Raw genomic sequence first — 18,132 nt, 5'->3', positions numbered from 1 at the left:
GAACGCCGCTCATCACAGCGCCGACAATTGCTCCATCGGCCAGCGCGCCTGCACGCTGATCGCCAGGCTTTCATGCTGGCCGGCCTGCAAGCGCTGGCAACCGGCAAACGCAATCATCGCGCCATTATCGGTGCAGAACTCCGGACGGGCATAAAACACATCGCCCTTCATGTCGCCGAGCATTTTTTCCAGTGAAACCCGCAGTGCTTTGTTGGCGCTGACACCCCCTGCGATCACCAGACGCTTGAGACCCGCCTGTTTCAGGGCACGCTTGCACTTGATGGTCAAAGTCTCCACCACGGCCTGCTGGAACGCCAGCGAGATGTCGCAACGGGCTTGCTCGCTGTCGTCCCCGGCGCTGACGCTCTGCTGCCAGGTGTTCAGGGCGAAGGTTTTCAGGCCGCTGAAGCTGAAAGCCAAGCCTGGACGATCACACATCGGACGCGGAAAAGTGAAACGTCCTGCAACGCCCTGCTCCGCCAGACGCGCGATCTCCGGGCCGCCCGGATAATTCAGGCCCATCATCTTCGCGGTCTTGTCGAACGCTTCGCCGGCAGCATCGTCGAGGGTCTCGCCCAAGAGCGTGTATTGGCCGATCCCATCGACCTGAACCAGCTGCGTATGACCACCCGACACCAACAAAGCGACGAACGGGAACTGCGGTGGTTGCGGCTCCAGCATCGGCGCCAGCAAGTGACCTTCCATGTGGTGCACGCCCAAGGCCGGAACGCCCCAGGCAAAGGCCAGCGCCTGGGCGCAGGAAGCCCCCACCAGCAAGGCTCCGACCAGGCCAGGACCCGCGGTATAAGCGATGGCGTCGATCTCGGTCGGCATACAGCCGGCCTCGGCCAGAACCTGACGAATCAAGGGCAGCATGCGTTTGACGTGATCACGCGACGCCAGCTCCGGCACCACGCCGCCATAGGCACGATGCAGATCGATCTGACTGAACAGCGCGTCGGCCAACAACCCGCGTTCACTGTCGTAAAGTGCGACACCGGTTTCGTCGCAAGAGGTTTCTAATCCCAGTACTAGCATGGGTTTGCGCCTTGTAGAGGCTGAATTCGAAGGCGCGCATAATAGTCGTCGCGTGATGCCCCGACCAGCGGTTTTCGATCAGAGGCTTTGCATTCCGAGCGATGAGGGGTTAACATCCGCAACCCTTAAAAACCGACGTCTTCAAGTGCTCTTTTGCCGCGAGGATGTTGACCCCGGTAATGAATGAAGGTAGCTCTGGATGCCAGCCGTCAAAGTAAAAGAGAACGAACCCTTCGACGTAGCTCTGCGTCGTTTCAAGCGCTCCTGCGAAAAAGCCGGTGTACTGGCTGAAGTTCGTAGCCGCGAATTTTACGAGAAGCCAACTTCTGAGCGTAAGCGTAAAGCAGCAGCCGCTGTTAAGCGTCACGCCAAGAAAGTTCAGCGCGAACAGCGCCGCGCCGTTCGTCTGTACTAATACGCAGACGATCGTAGCAAGCTTCTGCCAAGCCCGGCCCCAAGCCGGGCTAATGGCATTTGCGGACAACGCTTGATGCTTCACCGTCAAAGCCGCAGACGCGACCGAGACAAATCTGCTTCACAGCGTCAGACCTGGCTCTTTTGCCAGCGGTGCACGTCTTTTCTGACGAGCCTTCCAAGGCTACTGACGAGCACACCCACTGATTCCTCTCACGACGATCAGCCCAAGGCACCTTCTTGCGTGCCCGCTTATGAGCTATCCGAGGCCAATGACTGGCCGTCGCCGGATTCAGCGAAACACTTTCAAATAGTCGAATACTGATTGGTATTAACGTCAGTGGATTTTCGGCAGATACACTTCCCGACAGCGATACGCAGACGACACAGGTCGAGCCGCACACCCTGCGTGCCTCGAACAACGACCCGCGTTTGGCCGCCCTTCGTTTTGGGTCCATTTCAGCGCAGATGACGAGAACGCCATGGCCGGGCTAATTCCCCAGAGCTTCATTGACGACCTTCTGAACCGCACCGACATCGTCGACGTGGTCAGCTCGCGCCTGCAAATGAAAAAAGCCGGCAAGAACTACACTGCCTGCTGCCCGTTCCACAAAGAGAAAACCCCCTCCTTCAGCGTCAGCCCCGACAAACAGTTCTATTACTGCTTCGGCTGCGGCGCTGGCGGTAACGCCCTCGGCTTCATGATGGACCACGACAATCTGGATTTCGTCCAGGCTGTCGAAGAACTGGCCAAAGCCGCCGGCATGGAAATTCCCCGCGAAGAAAGCGGTCGGGCGCACAAACCGCGCCAGCCTACTGATTCGCCGCTGTATCCGCTACTCACCGCCGCCGCCGACTTTTATCGTCAAGCCCTGAAAAGCCATCCGTCGCGCAAAGCCGCCGTGGATTACTTGAAGGGTCGTGGACTGACGGGTGAAATCGCCCGGGACTTCGGACTCGGTTTTGCCCCACCCGGCTGGGACAATCTGTACAAGCACTTGAGTAGCGATACCCTGCAGCAAAAAGCCATGATCGATGCCGGCCTGTTGATCGAGAACGCCGAAACCGGCAAGCGCTATGACCGCTTCCGCGATCGCGTGATGTTCCCGATCCGCGACAGTCGTGGGCGAATCATTGCCTTTGGCGGCCGGGTACTGGGCGACGACAAGCCGAAATACCTGAATTCACCTGAAACTCCGGTTTTCCATAAGGGCCAGGAACTCTACGGCCTTTATGAAGCACGCAAGAACAATCGCAACCTCGACGAAATCATCGTCGTCGAAGGCTACATGGACGTCATCGCCCTCGCCCAGCAAGGCCTGCGCAATGCCGTCGCAACACTGGGCACCGCCACCAGCGAAGAACACATGAAGCGCCTGTTTCGTGTCGTGCCCAGCGTGCTGTTCTGCTTTGATGGCGACCAGGCGGGCCGAAATGCCGCCTGGCGGGCGCTGGAGGCAACCCTGCCATGCCTGCAAGACGGACGTCGGGCGCGCTTTCTGTTCCTGCCTGAAGGCGAAGATCCGGATACCCTGGTCCGCTCCGAGGGCACTGACGCCTTCCGCGCACGGATCAATCAGCACGCCCAGCCGTTGGCCGATTACTTTTTTCAACAGCTGACCGAGGAATCGGACCCGCGCTCCCTCGAAGGCAAGGCCCATATGGCCACCCTCGCCGCACCGCTGATCGACAAAGTCCCGGGCGCCAACCTGCGCATCTTGATGCGCCAGCGCCTGAGCGAAATTACCGGGCTTAGTGGTGAAGCCGTGAGCCAACTGGTGCAAAGCACGCCTCAACCTCAGGAAGCGCCACCCGCTTACGATCCAGGCATCGATTACGACGCCATGCCGGATTACAGCGACTACCATCAGCCGCAGGCACAAGAGATGTACGCGCCGCAGCAGGAGTGGACGCCGAAGAAGCCTGGCGCAGGCGGCAAGAAATGGGACAAGAAGCCGTGGGACAAGAACGGCAAACGTGGCGGCGAGCGTGATCAACCGCGCGCGCCACGGGTGCCGGCCGCTGTAGAGCCGCCCACCCTGGCCGCCTTGCGCACGTTGCTGCACCACCCACAACTGGCCGAGAAAGTCGAGGATGCCGGGCACTTCGCTGCCGAGGACCATACCAACACGCAACTGTTGGTCGCCCTGCTCGAAGCCGTACAGAAGAATCCCAAGCTAAACTCATTTCAACTGATTGCGCGTTGGCACGGCACCGAACAAGGCCGACTGCTCAAAGCGCTGGCAGAAAAGGAATGGCTGATTGATGGAGATAACCTTGAACAACAGTTTTTCGACACCATTACTAGCTTGTCAGCCCGCCAACGCGAGCGAAACCTGGAACAACTTCTTCGAAAAGCACGTCAAAGTGAATTGAGCGCCGAAGAGAAAAATCAACTGCGCGACCTTTTAAGTCGCAATGTTTCCGTATCAAGCCCGACCTCAACTGGCGCGTGAGGTCATAGCTCAGGTATAATCCTCGGCTTGTTTTTTGCCCGCCAAGACCTTCAGTGGATAGGGTGTTATGTCCGGAAAAGCGCAACAGCAGTCTCGTATCAAAGAGTTGATCACACTTGGTCGTGAGCAGGGCTACCTGACTTACGCGGAGGTCAACGACCACCTGCCGGAGGATATTTCAGATCCGGAACAGGTGGAAGACATCATCCGCATGATTAATGACATGGGGATCAACGTATTCGAGGTTGCGCCAGATAAGGATTCCCTTATGCTGGCCGACGCCGATACCGACGAAGCCGCGGCCGAAGAGGCAGCAGCAGCGTTGGCAGCGGTCGAGACCGACATTGGTCGCACCACCGACCCAGTGCGCATGTACATGCGTGAAATGGGTACGGTAGAGCTCCTCACACGTGAAGGCGAAATCGAAATCGCCAAGCGTATTGAAGAGGGCATCCGCGAAGTGATGGGCGCAATCGCGCACTTCCCTGGCACGGTTGACCATATTCTCTCCGAGTACACTCGCGTCACCACCGAAGGTGGCCGCCTGTCCGACGTCCTGAGCGGTTATATCGACCCGGACGACGGTATTGCGCCGCCTGCAGCCGAAGTGCCACCACCTGTCGACCCGAAGGCCGTGAAAGCGGATGACGACACCGACGATGATGACGCCGAAGCGAGCGATGACGAAGAAGAAGCCGAAAGCGGTCCGGATCCGGTCATCGCCGCACAGCGCTTTGGCGCTGTCGCCGATCAGATGGAAATCACCCGCAAGGCCCTGAAAAAGCACGGTCGTGGCAACAAGCTGGCAATCGCCGAGCTGATCGCCCTGGCTGAGCTGTTCATGCCGATCAAACTGGTGCCGAAGCAATTTGAAGGCCTGGTCGAGCGTGTTCGCAGTGCCCTGGATCGTCTGCGTCAGCAAGAGCGCGCGATCATGCAACTGTGCGTTCGTGATGCCCGTATGCCGCGTGCCGACTTCCTGCGCCAGTTCCCGGGCAACGAAGTCGACGAAAGCTGGACCGATGCACTGGCCAAAGGCAAAAGCAAATACGCCGAAGCCATTGGTCGCCTGCAACCGGACATCATTCGTTGCCAGCAGAAGCTGACCGCGCTGGAAACCGAAACCGGTTTGACGATCGCCGAGATCAAGGACATCAACCGTCGCATGTCGATCGGTGAGGCCAAGGCCCGCCGCGCGAAGAAAGAGATGGTCGAAGCGAACTTGCGTCTGGTGATCTCCATCGCCAAGAAGTACACCAACCGTGGCCTGCAATTCCTCGATCTGATCCAGGAAGGCAACATCGGTCTGATGAAAGCGGTAGACAAGTTCGAATACCGCCGCGGCTACAAATTCTCGACTTATGCCACCTGGTGGATCCGTCAGGCGATCACTCGCTCGATCGCCGACCAGGCCCGCACCATCCGTATTCCGGTGCACATGATCGAGACGATCAACAAGCTCAACCGTATTTCCCGGCAGATGCTGCAGGAAATGGGTCGCGAACCGACCCCGGAAGAGCTGGGCGAACGCATGGAAATGCCTGAGGACAAGATCCGCAAGGTATTGAAGATCGCTAAAGAGCCGATCTCCATGGAAACCCCGATCGGTGACGACGAAGATTCTCATCTGGGTGACTTCATCGAAGACTCGACCATGCAGTCGCCAATCGATGTCGCCACTGTTGAGAGCCTTAAAGAAGCGACTCGCGAAGTCCTGTCCGGCCTCACTGCCCGTGAAGCCAAGGTTCTGCGCATGCGCTTCGGTATCGACATGAATACCGACCACACCCTTGAGGAGGTTGGTAAGCAGTTCGACGTGACCCGTGAACGGATTCGTCAGATCGAAGCCAAGGCGCTGCGCAAGCTGCGCCACCCGACGAGAAGCGAGCACTTGCGCTCCTTCCTCGACGAGTGATCACAGAACCCCCGGCCCAGGCCGGGGGTTTTGCTTTATGCAGATTAAATGCCCCGTACATCCCCCCCGCCGCATAGCCCGTCTACACTCGAAGCATTCCCCCAAGCCGTAACGAGACCGTTATGCCCAGATGGCCGACCGTGTTTTATTTGCTGTCGCTGATGACCTGGACCGCAACGGCTGGCGCGTTGACTCTGACCGACGAAGAACGTAGCTGGCTAACGGCTCACCCGGAATTGCGCCTGGGCGTGGACGCGTCCTGGCCGCCGTTTGAGTTTCGCGACGAGCACGGGCGTTATCAGGGCCTGGCAGCGGACTACATCAACGTCATCCGTCAACGGCTGGCCATCAAACTCACGCCCATCGAGCCGGTCAGCTGGACTGAAGTCTTGCAGCAGGCCAAACAAGGCAAGCTAGACATCTTGCCGGGCATTATGTCGACTCCCGAGCGTCAGACGTATCTGTCGTTCACTCGCCCCTACCTCGACTTTCCGATTGTCATTCTGGCTCACGTCGGAGGCCCCCAACCGCGCAAACTCGAAGACCTGTACGGGCTGAAGATCGCCGTGGTGGAAAACTACGCCCCCCATGAACTATTGCGCACCCGCCATCCCGACCTGAATCTGGTGGCGATGCCCAACGTCAGCTCGGCGCTGCAAGCGCTCGCCACCGACGCCGTGGACGCCGTAGTAGGCGATCTCGCCTCCAGTGTCTGGAGCCTGCGCCAGCTCAAGCTCGACGGACTTTACGTCAGCGGTGAAACGCCCTATCGCTACCAATTGGCGATGGCTGTACCACCGAACAACAAACTGTTGGTCAGCATCCTGGACAAAGTCCTGGCAGACATGACCCCAAGTGAAATCAGTGCTATCCAGGAACATTGGGTCGGTAACGTCCTGGACCATCGAACCATCTGGCTCGACGTGCTGATTTACGGCCTGCCTGGATTACTGTTTCTGATGATCGTGCTGGCAGTGGTTATCCGGATCAACCGCCGACTCAGTTCGGAAATTGCCCGACGGGTCGCTCTGGAACAGGAGCTGCGCAGCAGCGAATACCATTATCGCGGGCTGGTAGAGAGTCTTTCGGCCATCGCCTGGGAAGCCCGGATCAGCGATTACACCTACAGCTACGTGTCACCTCATGCTGAGGAGCTCCTTGGTTACCCATTGCCCCACTGGCTGATTCCAGGCTTCTGGCGCAACATCATCCACCCGGCGGATCTGACCCGGGCCCAAACCTTCTGCGACCGTGAAGTGGCAGCCGGGCGCGATCACAGCGTCGATTACCGGGTCATCACCGCCGACGGCCGCTGCCTGTGGGTCCGCGATATCGTCAGCCTGATCGAGCACGCCCATGAACCGGTACTGCGCGGGCTGATGATCGACATCAGCGAAGCCAAGCGCACCGAAGAGGCGTTGCGCCTGTCGGAACAGAAGTTCGCGTCGGTGTTCCAGCAATGCCCGGATATTCTGGTGATCGCCCGGCTTTCCGACGGTTGTCTGCTGGAAGTCAATGAAGCGTTCGAAGAGCAGATCGGCCTCAAGGCCGAAGATGTCATAGGCCAGACCGCCACCGACCTGAACATCTGGGGCGTACCCGGCGTGGGGCCGGGTTTGTTGCAGCGATTGCAGGCCGGCAGCATCCGCAACCTGGAGATGCCCTTTCGCCGCAGCAATGGCCAGGTGTTTACCGGCCTGATTTCCGCCGAGCCTTTCGATCTCGATACGACCCCGGCCCTGGTGGTCGTCGTGCGGGACATCAGTCAGCTCAAAGAAACCCAGCAACAACTGCAAACCTCCGAAGAAAAATTCGCCAAGGCCTTTCATGCGTCTCCCGACGGCTTGCTCTTGTCCCGGCAGAGCGACGGTTTGCTGTTGGAAGTCAACGAAGGCTTCAGCCGTATTACCGGTTTCAACAGCGCGATGTCCGTGGATCGGTCGGCCCTGGACCTGGGGATCTGGGTCAATCTCAACGAACGCAAGCAGATGCTCGAGTTGCTGCACCGGGATGGTTTCGTGCGCGACTTCAGTTGCCACATCCGTCGCAAAGACGGGCAGATCCGGCTCTGTGAGGTTTCAAGCCGGCCGTTGCCCATCGGCGATGAAGACTGCATGTTGACCATTGCCCGGGACATTACCGAGCGGCATCTGATGCAGGAGAAACTGCAGCAGGCCGCCACGGTGTTCGAGAGCACTGCCGAGGGTGTATTGATCACCGACACCCAGCAGCACATCAGTGCAGTCAATCGTGCGTTCACCGAAATTACCGGCTACAGCGAGAGCGAAGCGCTGGGCCATACTCCTCGCCTGCTCGCCTCGGGCCTGCATGACAGCGCATTTTATGCGGCGATGTGGCATCAGTTGACCGCCGACGGTCATTGGCAGGGCGAGATTTCCAACCGGCGCAAGAATGGCGAGCTCTACCCGAGCTGGCTGACCATCAGTGCAGTGCGCAACCGGGAAAAATTCATCACCCACTTTGTGGCGGTGTTCGCGGACATTTCCAGCCTCAAGCACGCTCAGGCCAAACTCGACTACCAGGCGCACCACGACCCGCTGACCGGCCTGCCAAACCGCACATTGTTCGAGAGCCGGCTGCTGACCGCACTGAACAGCCAGCAGGAAAACGGCGGCCAAGGCGCAGTGCTGTTCCTCGACCTGGACCGCTTCAAGCACATCAACGACAGCCTCGGCCACCCGGTCGGCGACCTGTTGCTCAAAGGCATCGCCGTGCGCCTCAAGGAGCAGCTGCGCGATATCGATACCGTGGCACGGCTCGGTGGCGACGAATTCATCATTCTGCTCCCGGGCCTGCAACAGTCCAGCGATGCCGACAACATTGCCACCAAGCTGTTGAACTGCTTCGCCGCCCCTTTCCAGGCCGGTGAACACGAGTTTTTCATCAGCGCCAGCATCGGCACCAGCCTGTACCCCAAGGACGGCTGCGACGTCGCCACGCTGGTCAAGAACGCCGATGCCGCGATGTATCGCTCCAAGGCCAAGGGTCGTAACCGGGTTGAAAGCTACACCCGCGACCTCACCGCCCAAGCCAGTGAGCGCGTGGCGCTGGAACATGAACTGCGGCGCGCCATCGAGCGCAATGAGCTGTTTTTGTACTACCAGCCAAAAATCAGTCTGGATGATCATCGAGTGGTCGGCGCCGAAGCGCTGATTCGCTGGCATCACCCCACCTTTGGCGATGTACCTCCCGAGCACTTCATTCCCCTGGCTGAAGAAAACGGCATGATCCTGCAAATCGGAGATTGGGTACTTGAGACCGCCTGCCGACAGATGTACGAGTGGAATCAGGTCTATGAGTGCCTGGGCCCACTCTCAGTCAACCTCGCAGGCGCGCAACTGCGCCAGCCGAACCTGCTCGGCCGGATCGAGCAATTGCTCAAAGACAACCACCTCAATCCCGGCTTCCTGCAACTGGAAATCACTGAAAACTTCATCATGAGCCAGGCCGAAGAAGCGCTGGCGGTGCTGCATCAACTCAAACGCCTGGGTGTGCAACTGGCGATCGATGATTTCGGCACCGGCTATTCGTCCCTGAGCTACCTCAAACGCCTGCCGCTGGACATCCTCAAGATCGACCAGTCCTTCGTCCGCGGCCTGCCGGACGACCCACACGACGCGGCCATTGTTCGCGCAATCATCGCCCTGGGCCGCAGCATGCAATTCACCGTCATCGCCGAGGGCGTCGAAACCCAGGCGCAGCAGCAATTTCTCACCACCGAAGGCTGCGAACAGATCCAGGGTTACATCGTCAGCCTGCCACTTCCCCCCGACGAATTCGCCGCGACGTTTCTTCGTACAGCCATATTGGATTTTTCGGATAGCACAGCCGAGAAACCATCGCTATAATCCGCGGCCTACTGAGGGCCTATAGCTCAGTTGGTTAGAGCAGGGGACTCATAATCCCTTGGTCGTAGGTTCGAGTCCTACTGGGCCCACCAAACACGAAAGCCGCGCAAATGCGCGGCTTTTTCGTGTCTGTCGTTCAGGTTTTCCTAACGCTTTTTTCTTTTAATGCAGCTGAAACGTCCACAAAGTGTCCAAATCGATTTTTGCAGCGAGACACACAATAGAATTTGACCAATCTTGCACTTTAGGATGGCACAACCTATAAATATTATAGAAAACTAATGAACATCCTTCTCCCCTTTCCTCTACCCAAAAAGAAAGCGCTTGAAATAATACGTGAGCTTTCGGAGGTATCGGAGCGCATCTCTAATCGCTGCACGCCAGGGCGCGGATGATTGAACGAGGCGTGAGCATGCCGGATGTAATGGACTGTTTAGGTAAGGGGCAGATCACCGAGGGGCCGTTTCAGCAGCCTGGGGGTGATTGGAGGTTTACTATTTCCTGGTTTAGGGCTGGGTCACCTCTCCAGGTCGTCGGCGCAATCGACATCGATGACGACGGGACATTTCTCGTCATAGTGACCACGATACAAAAGAAGGGGTGAGTTTTATGTACCACTACGTAGAAAGCGGCCTACCGAACGTATGGCTTAGCAATGGCTTCGTGGTGAAAGAGACCGCATATGGCGAGTCTGTTGCCATCACGGATGTGAAAGGCCTACATGACGTAATCGGCAAGGCCATCGCGGAGAAGCCTTCATTACTGACAGGCGCCGAGTTCAGATTTTTGAGAAAAGAGCTTGGGCTGTCCCAGGAAAGCCTCGCCGAAATCGTAGGTTTGACGAGCCAGGCCGTCGCGATCTGGGAAAAAACCGACAAAATCCCGATGGTGAACGACCGGTACTTGCGGGGTCTTTATCTTGAAGCCAAAACTGGCGAAGCGGATCTGATGGCCGCTATCAATACCATCAACAAATTGGACCACGACCTTTACAAACTCAATCTGGAGTTTGCAGGCGAATGGCACAATCAAGACAAAGCATGCGCTTGAGCCTGAATGCGGCGATAGAGCCCGGCAAAAATGCCGGGCTTTTTTAGGCACTTTTCAGCCCCAGACACTCAACAATGGAATGGCCTGTACAGGCCGCAACCGCTCAAGCATTTCCCTCGTCAACACGACCTCATAAGTATCCGCCGGCCTACCCCATTGCTCCACGATGACCATGCCGTCTACCAGCGCCGCGCCCAATCCGGTAATCGTATCGGCCAATTCCTCTACGAGTTGTTGAGTCCGCAGCCACACACGATCAGTGATTTCTTTAAGTTCGGCAGTTATGCGCTCGGATGACGCTGGATCCGTATCAGGGTAGGAGATATTTCGCAGCAAGTGCCGTAACTCCCTTACTTTTGCGTAATCCTGTTCTGCCCCGAGCTCTCCATTCAGGATGGCTGTCGCTTTCGATTTATCGACGAGTTTCCTGGCTGAATGCTTTGCAGGTAAGGTCTGACTCATGGCTCCTGCAAAGAGGACGATCAGCCGACCTTCCAGATGCTCCTTCAGCTCTTCTATCGAGGAGATCGACCGCGTCAAGATAATGGAAGCCCCGGCCTGATGCCTCAGGTCCATGGTGACTTTCAAGGTCACATCACCCGTTTCAAATCCCAAGGCTCGGGCAACCACGTAGTGCCCCATTTCATGATTCGCGATCTGCAATGCATGTTCCCGTATAGCGGGGGGCATTTTCTTCATCATTCCCATCATCTCCCGTCACAGCCCTCCGTTGCGTATTCGACTATGAGAGTAACGGCTCGTGTCCATGCTATCGACCAGTGTTTGCCAACCTAAATCAATCATTAACCATTTCGTTTCTGTTACCCCTGCGAAAACAAAACAACGCACGACTGCGTGATGAGACCATCGCCTGGCTGAAAACACGCGGCTTTCGCTGCACAGCGTCGCAGGCGAACTGCTTCATGATTGATGTCGGGCGCCCGGGGGATGAAGTCGTGAAGGCACTGGCCGATCGTGTCGTGCGGATTGGTCGGGTCTGGCAGAGCTGGCCGACCTGGGTTCGGGTCAGTGTGGGGACCGACGCGCAAATGCGACGGTTTCGCGAGGCGTTTGGTCAGGTCATCCAAGGCTAGTCCAGACAACCGCCACGAGCACCGTGCGGGATGTGCCTGTAACATGCCTGCCCATTGCTCTATACCGCTGGAGATGCCCCTTTGCCTGACACCCGCCCGCCCGTCCTTGACGAAATCGACCGCCAATTGATCGCGGCCTTGCAGATTAATGCCCGCGAAAGCGTGGCCATGCTCGCCCGTCAACTGGGTATCGCCCGCACCACCGTCACGTCGCGCCTGGCGCGGCTGGAAAAGGCCAGAGTGATCACCGGTTATGGCGTGCGCCTGGGGCAACGGGTGGTGGATGGCGGATTGCAGGCATACGTCGGGATCACGGTGCAACCACGGTCCGGCAAGGAAGTGCTGCGTCGTCTCAGCGCCATGGCGCAGGTGCAGCAGCTGTGCGCAGTGAGTGGCGAATTTGATTATGTGGCGTGGTTGCGCACCGATTCGCCGGAGCAGCTGGATCAGTTGCTGGATCAGATCGGCAGTGTGGACGGGGTGGAGAAGACGACGACTTCGATCATCTTGAGCAGCAAGATTGATCGGGGGCAGCCGGTTTGAGTTTCTGACGATAGGTCTTCGGTGTTTGGTCGGACCTCTTCGCGGGCAAGCCTCGCTCCTACAGTATGTAGCGGCACGTCGTCATAGTGCGCAAACAATGTGCAAAACGACGACACATTGCGTCTTATTAACGTGTTCTACGCTCTCTAAAATGGCTGCCATCTTTTCCTATACTCAGACGCGCACTCTGCGTCAGGTCGCCAGCAAGGTCAGCCATGAACAAGAACAATCGCCATCCTGCAGACGGTAAAAAACCGGTCACCGTTTTCGGCCCGGACTTTCCTTTCGCTTTCGACGACTGGATCGAGCACCCGGCCGGTCTGGGCAGCATTCCGGCACACAATCACGGCGCCGAAGTGGCGATTGTCGGCGCCGGCATTGCAGGCTTGGTAGCCGCCTACGAATTGATGAAGCTGGGTCTTAAACCCGTCGTCTACGAAGCCTCGAAGATGGGCGGCCGCCTGCGCTCCCAGGCCTTCAATGGCGCTGAAGGCATCATCGCCGAGCTTGGCGGTATGCGTTTCCCGGTGTCGTCCACTGCGTTTTATCACTACGTCGACAAGCTCGGCCTCCAGACCAAACCCTTCCCGAACCCGCTGACGCCTGCGTCGGGCAGCACGGTAATCGATCTGGAAGGCAAAACTCATTACGCACAGAAACTGGCGGATCTTCCTGCACTGTTCCAGGAAGTCGCTGACGCCTGGGCCGATGCTCTGGAAGCCGGCTCGCAGTTCTCCGATATTCAGCAAGCGATCCGTGACCGCGACGTGCCGCGCCTCAAGGAACTGTGGAACACCTTGGTGCCGCTGTGGGACGACCGCACGTTCTATGATTTCGTCGCCACCTCCGAAGCCTTCGCCAAGCTATCGTTCCATCATCGCGAAGTGTTCGGCCAGGTCGGTTTCGGTACTGGCGGCTGGGACTCGGACTTCCCCAACTCGATGCTGGAAATCTTCCGTGTAGTGATGACCAACTGCGACGATCACCAGCACTTGGTAGTCGGCGGCGTGGAGCAGGTGCCGCTGGGCATCTGGCGCCATGTGCCGGAGCGTTGCGTGCATTGGCCTGAAGGCACCAGTCTCAGTTCGTTGCACAGTGGCGCGCCGCGCTCCGGCGTGAAAAAAATTGCCCATGCACCGAACGGGCGTTTTACCGTCACCGATAACTACGGCGACACACGCGAATACGCGGCCGTACTGACCACCTGCCAGAGCTGGCTGCTGACCACCCAGATCGAATGCGACGAAAGCCTGTTCTCGCAAAAGATGTGGATGGCCCTGGACCGCACCCGCTACATGCAATCGTCGAAGACTTTCGTGATGGTCGATCGCCCATTCTGGAAGGACAAGGACCCGGAAACCGGGCGCGACCTGATGAGCATGACCCTCACTGATCGCCTGACCCGCGGCACGTACCTGTTCGATAACGGCGACGACAAGCCAGGGGTGATTTGCCTGTCGTACTCGTGGATGAGCGACGCCCTGAAAATGCTCCCGCACCCGGTGGAAAAACGCGTGAAGCTGGCGCTGGACGCGTTGAAAAAGATCTACCCGAAAGTCGACATCGCCGCGCGGATCATCGGCGATCCGATCACCGTTTCATGGGAAGCCGACCCGCATTTCCTCGGGGCTTTCAAAGGTGCGCTGCCCGGCCACTACCGCTACAACCAGCGCATGTACGCGCACTTCATGCAGGACGACATGCCGGCCGAGCAGCGCGGGATTTTCATCGCCGGCGACGACGTTTCGTGGACGCCGGCATGGGTCGAAGGCGCGGTGCAGACGTCGCTCAACGCGGTGTGGGGGATCATGAAACACTTCGGCGGTGAAACTCACGCCGAAAACCCGGGTCCAGGAGATGTGTTCAACGAGATCGGTCCGATCGCCCTGCCCGAGTAAGAGGAATCCGAAATGCGCGTAGCCCTTTACCAATGTCCACCGCTGCCCCTGGATGTCGCAGGTAATCTGCAACGCCTGCATCAACTGGCGCTGGAGGCCAAGGGCGCAGACTTGCTGGTGCTGCCGGAGATGTTCCTGACCGGCTACAACATCGGCATCGATGCGGTCAGCGTGCTGGCGGAGGTGCACAACGGTGAATCGGCGCAGCAAATCGCGCGCATTGCCAAAACGACGGGGATCGCCATTTTGTATGGCTACCCGGAGCGTACCGAAGACGGGCAGATCTACAACGCCGTGCAGTTGATCGACGCCAATGGAGAGCGGTTGTGCAACTACCGCAAGACTCACTTGTTCGGCGACCTCGATCACTCGATGTTCAGCGCCGGGCCGGATGAGTTTCCGCTGGTTGAACTCAACGGCTGGAAGCTTGGCTTTTTGATCTGCTACGACCTGGAGTTCCCGGAAAACGCCCGACGTCTGGCCTTGGCCGGCGCCGAGCTGATCTTGGTACCGACGGCGAACATGATTCCCTACGATTTCATTGCCGACGTTACCGTCCGCGCACGGGCCTTCGAAAACCAGTGTTATGTGGCTTACGCCAACTACTGCGGGCAAGAAGGCGACATCCAGTATTGCGGCCAAAGCAGCATCGCCGCGCCGGATGGCAGCCGCATCGCCCAGGCCGGACTTGATGAAGCGCTGATTGTCGGTGAACTGGATCGTCAGCTGATGATCGATTCCCGCGCCGCCAATCGCTACTTCCTCGATCGCCGTCCCGAGCTATACGGCGAGCTGAACAAGCCCTAATCCGCTAGCATTAGCGCTTCTCTGTTCTGGAAGTGCTCATGCCTGCGCTGAATCACCCTCGCCTCCACACTGAAACTCTCGCCAATGGCCTGCGGGTGACGTTGCGTCATGCGCCGGATTTGAAGCGCTGCGCCGCTGCGTTGCGGGTCGCTGCCGGCAGTCACGATGTGCCACTGGCCTGGCCGGGGCTGGCGCACTTTCTTGAGCATTTGCTGTTCCTGGGTACAGAGCGCTTTCCCGCAGGGCAAGGGCTGATGGCCTACGTGCAAGGTCATGGCGGGCAGGTGAATGCGCGAACCAGCGAACGTACGACGGACTTCTTTTTCGAGCTGCCGCCTCAGGCGTTTAACGGTGGGCTGGAGCGTTTGTCAGACATGCTCGCTCATCCGCGTATGAATCCAGACGATCAGCGGCGAGAACGGGAAGTGCTGCACGCCGAATTTGTCGCTTGGTCGCGGGATGCGGCGGCCCAACAACAGTTCGCGCTGTACGATGGACTCTCGGCGGCTCATCCATTGCGGGCGTTTCATGCGGGAAACCGTTACAGCCTGCCGGTGCCGCAACCCGAATTTCAGCAAGCGCTGAAGGACTTCTATCAGCGGTATTACCAGACCGGGCAGATGACGCTGAGTTTGGCCGGGCCACAGAATCTCGATGAATTGAAGGGGATGGCACAGGCGTTTGCCGTTGCTATTCCCTCCGGCGAGAAAGTCCCTCAGACAAAACCCACCCTGTTGATAGATTCTTCAGACAATAGTTATCAACAGGCTGGAGAACGTCGGCTGGATCTGCTGTTCACCTTCGAAGCACTGCCCGACTCATCGCCCGAAGCGCTGGCGTTCCTGTGCCACTGGCTGAACGCCGAAAAAACCGGCGGCCTGTTGGCGCAGCTGCGAGAGCATGGGCTGGTGGACAACCTGAAAGCCACGCCGCTCTATCACTACGCTGGCCAAGCCTTGTTACACATCGAATTCACACGGCCCGCCCACGCTACGCAACCGGACAATGTGATCGGCGAACGGCTTCTGGATTGGCTGGGCTTTTTTGCCTCCCGTCAGGATTGGGCCGAATTGCGCGAAGAATATGCAGCTCTGCTGCAGCGCCAACAGCAAGTCAGCAGCGCCTTGCAACTGGCCCGACGAGACAGCGAACAGCTTGAAGCCGGGTTGTCTGAACAGGGCGTTGTCACCCTCAAGGCAATCCTCAAACAAATCGGCGCTGTGGATAACTTCACCGGCCAGTGGCAACTGCCGACCTCCAACCCGTTTTTGCGCGCCGAGACGCCAGCCCCAAATGCCGGATTGATTCGCGGCCAGACCAGCGCCCATCGCGGCCTGCGGACGTTTGCCCAGGATCGCTCACGCAGTCGCCGCGAACGATCATCGATGCAGTTCAGTCAGGCGTTGCCGGATAACACGGATGAAGGTGCGGTTTATCTGCGCTGGCGCCTGGAGGTCGCGCCTCACAGTCGCCTTCAGTCGAATCTGGAAAACAACCTGCGGATGCTGCGCGAAGATGCGCGTCAGGCCGGTGTCGACTTTTCCTTCAGTGCTTCGGGCAACGAATGGCTGTTGAAAATGACGGGGCTGCAGGAGCCGATGCCGACAGTCCTCGAACATGCGCTGAAAGAACTGACAAAACCTGATGCCGATTTCTCACAGGAAGCGCCGGCGGCCGTTACATTGATGCCGATTCGACAGCTTCTCAAAGCATTGCCCGATCTATGCCATGAGCACAGCGTAGTCTCGGATGACCTGCAGCAACTCTGGTCGAGCGCACGCTGGGATGGCCTGGCGGCCGGCCTGTCAGCCCAGACACAAGCGGCGATGGGGCTTGCCTTGAGTCGTATTCCCGGCACTGCGGACAGTCAACTGACGCCGCCTCCGTCGATTCGCTCGCAGTATCTCTGGAACTCCGTCGATACCGCCTCCAGCGAACACGCACTGTTGCTCTTTTGTCCGACAGCCACCCATGACATCGCCGATGAAGCCGCCTGGCGTTTGCTCGCGCACGTGTGCCAGACGCCGTTCTACCAGCGCTTGCGAGTGGAGCAGCAACTCGGTTACGCCGTATTCAGCGGACTACGCCAGTTAAACGGTCAGACCGGGCTGCTGTTTGGCGTGCAATCACCGAGCGTCGCGCCCCTGGATTTACTGGAACACATCGAACAGTTCTTCAGCGAATTGGAAGGGATGATCGAAAGCATCGATGACGCGACCTTCATTTCTCAACGCCAAGCCCTGGCCGATCAATTCGACAACACCGCCCTGCCCAACGCCCAGGCCGCCGAACTGCTCTGGCAAGGCAAACTGGCTGGCCACTCGTCGGATTACCTGAAACATCTGCCTCAGGCGATTCTGATGATCGACCGTGAAGCCTTGCTGGCGGCGTCACAACGACTGAACCGAGCCGACGGTGGATGGCGCTGTCTGGCCAACGGACCGTGCCCCACTACGCTTTGGCAAGTGGCAAAATGATCATTACCGGTGCTGCAATTAGCTTTCTCAAAGATTCGTGGCCAATCGCTCTGTAATTTTGAGTAACATAGCCACCTAACTATCTGAACATCTCCGGCTGGAGGTGGACTATATGTATAGGTCTCAACTGTCCCATCCACCTGAAGGAGCGCTTCTATGTCCTGGTCCAAACCTGCTTACACCGACCTGCGTATCGGCTTCGAAGTCACCATGTACTTCGCAAGCCGCTAAGCTCTGCCGTCTGGTAGAGAATGCAGTGCTACGCCTCGGCTCGCCGGGGCGTTTTTATTTTCAGCTTTCAATGATGGAGCGGCCATGTTTGTCCAGATTCTAGGTTCCGCCGCCGGCGGCGGTTTCCCCCAGTGGAACTGCAACTGCGTGAACTGCGCAGGTTTTCGCGACGGCAGCCTGCGGGCCGAGGCTCGTACCCAGTCGTCCATCGCGATTTCCGATGACGGCGTGAACTGGGTGCTGTGCAATGCTTCGCCGGACATCCGCGCCCAGCTCCAGAGTTTTGCGCCAATGCAGCCGGGCCGCGCGCTGCGTGACACCGGCATCAGCGCAATCATCC

Annotated in this window: 14 protein-coding genes, 1 tRNA gene and 1 pseudogene; 14 read left to right on the top strand and 2 right to left on the bottom strand. The window is 58.3% G+C overall.

Annotated features, from left to right (window positions below; all coding sequences use genetic code 11):
- Positions 1–12 precede the first annotated feature (12 nt).
- On the bottom strand, positions 13–1,038 hold the full coding sequence (tsaD, locus tag PMI36_RS27820; RefSeq protein ID WP_008067405.1) for a tRNA (adenosine(37)-N6)-threonylcarbamoyltransferase complex transferase subunit TsaD: 1,026 nt from the start codon (positions 1,036–1,038) through the stop codon (positions 13–15).
- Positions 1,039–1,237: 199 nt separating this feature from the next.
- Between tsaD and rpsU the strand changes: the two genes are divergently transcribed.
- From rpsU to PMI36_RS27850, 7 genes are all read left to right on the top strand, one after another.
- Positions 1,238–1,453: a 30S ribosomal protein S21 gene (rpsU, locus tag PMI36_RS27825; protein WP_002551877.1), complete on the top strand. Its 216-nt coding sequence runs from the start codon at positions 1,238–1,240 to the stop codon at positions 1,451–1,453.
- Positions 1,454–1,934: 481 nt separating this feature from the next.
- A complete protein-coding gene (gene dnaG / locus PMI36_RS27830) occupies positions 1,935–3,908 on the top strand; it encodes a DNA primase (protein WP_008067403.1) in 1,974 nt (657 codons plus the stop codon).
- A 67-nt stretch (positions 3,909–3,975) separates the two neighbouring features.
- Positions 3,976–5,823 (top strand): RNA polymerase sigma factor RpoD, encoded by a 1,848-nt coding sequence (gene rpoD, locus PMI36_RS27835; RefSeq protein WP_007904230.1) that lies wholly within the window; start codon positions 3,976–3,978, stop codon positions 5,821–5,823.
- Positions 5,824–5,945: 122 nt separating this feature from the next.
- Complete coding sequence (locus PMI36_RS27840) at positions 5,946–9,692, top strand: bifunctional diguanylate cyclase/phosphodiesterase (RefSeq protein ID WP_008067399.1); 3,747 nt, start codon at positions 5,946–5,948, stop codon at positions 9,690–9,692.
- A 15-nt stretch (positions 9,693–9,707) separates the two neighbouring features.
- Positions 9,708–9,784: transfer RNA gene (locus tag PMI36_RS27845), tRNA-Ile, on the top strand.
- Between the two features lie 281 nt (positions 9,785–10,065).
- Positions 10,066–10,296 (top strand): DUF4258 domain-containing protein, encoded by a 231-nt coding sequence (locus tag PMI36_RS32360; protein WP_443216673.1) that lies wholly within the window; start codon positions 10,066–10,068, stop codon positions 10,294–10,296.
- Between the two features lie 5 nt (positions 10,297–10,301).
- Positions 10,302–10,742: a transcriptional regulator gene (locus PMI36_RS27850; protein WP_008067397.1), complete on the top strand. Its 441-nt coding sequence runs from the start codon at positions 10,302–10,304 to the stop codon at positions 10,740–10,742.
- A gap of 54 nt (positions 10,743–10,796) precedes the next feature.
- On the opposite strand, the gene PMI36_RS27855 is transcribed toward PMI36_RS27850, so the two are convergent.
- Positions 10,797–11,444, bottom strand: a complete 648-nt coding sequence (locus PMI36_RS27855) for a hypothetical protein (RefSeq protein ID WP_008067395.1) — start codon at positions 11,442–11,444, stop codon at positions 10,797–10,799.
- 77 nt (positions 11,445–11,521) lie between these two features.
- On the opposite strand from PMI36_RS27855, the gene PMI36_RS0129310 reads away from it, so the two are divergent.
- The 7 genes and pseudogenes from PMI36_RS0129310 to PMI36_RS27880 form a co-directional block, all read left to right on the top strand.
- Positions 11,522–11,836: an aminotransferase class I/II-fold pyridoxal phosphate-dependent enzyme gene (locus tag PMI36_RS0129310; protein WP_032830060.1), complete on the top strand. Its 315-nt coding sequence runs from the start codon at positions 11,522–11,524 to the stop codon at positions 11,834–11,836.
- An 81-nt stretch (positions 11,837–11,917) separates the two neighbouring features.
- Positions 11,918–12,379, top strand: coding sequence for an Lrp/AsnC family transcriptional regulator (locus PMI36_RS27860; RefSeq protein WP_008067391.1), 462 nt, complete (start codon positions 11,918–11,920; stop codon positions 12,377–12,379).
- A gap of 215 nt (positions 12,380–12,594) precedes the next feature.
- Complete coding sequence (locus tag PMI36_RS27865) at positions 12,595–14,277, top strand: flavin monoamine oxidase family protein (protein ID WP_008067390.1); 1,683 nt, start codon at positions 12,595–12,597, stop codon at positions 14,275–14,277.
- A 12-nt stretch (positions 14,278–14,289) separates the two neighbouring features.
- Positions 14,290–15,084 (top strand): carbon-nitrogen hydrolase family protein, encoded by a 795-nt coding sequence (locus PMI36_RS27870; RefSeq protein WP_008067388.1) that lies wholly within the window; start codon positions 14,290–14,292, stop codon positions 15,082–15,084.
- Positions 15,085–15,122: 38 nt separating this feature from the next.
- Positions 15,123–17,561, top strand: a complete 2,439-nt coding sequence (pqqF, locus tag PMI36_RS27875) for a pyrroloquinoline quinone biosynthesis protein PqqF (protein ID WP_008067386.1) — start codon at positions 15,123–15,125, stop codon at positions 17,559–17,561.
- A gap of 156 nt (positions 17,562–17,717) precedes the next feature.
- Positions 17,718–17,792: a pyrroloquinoline quinone precursor peptide PqqA gene (gene pqqA, locus PMI36_RS30165; RefSeq protein WP_009045898.1), complete on the top strand. Its 75-nt coding sequence runs from the start codon at positions 17,718–17,720 to the stop codon at positions 17,790–17,792.
- 84 nt (positions 17,793–17,876) lie between these two features.
- Positions 17,877–18,132: pseudogene (locus tag PMI36_RS27880) on the top strand (pyrroloquinoline quinone biosynthesis protein PqqB); the annotation flags it as partial.

Origin of the sequence: Pseudomonas sp. GM79 (assembly GCF_000282495.1) — a bacterium.
In the GTDB taxonomy this organism is placed as follows: domain Bacteria; phylum Pseudomonadota; class Gammaproteobacteria; order Pseudomonadales; family Pseudomonadaceae; genus Aquipseudomonas.
This window is presented reverse-complemented; position numbering and strand designations above follow the sequence as displayed.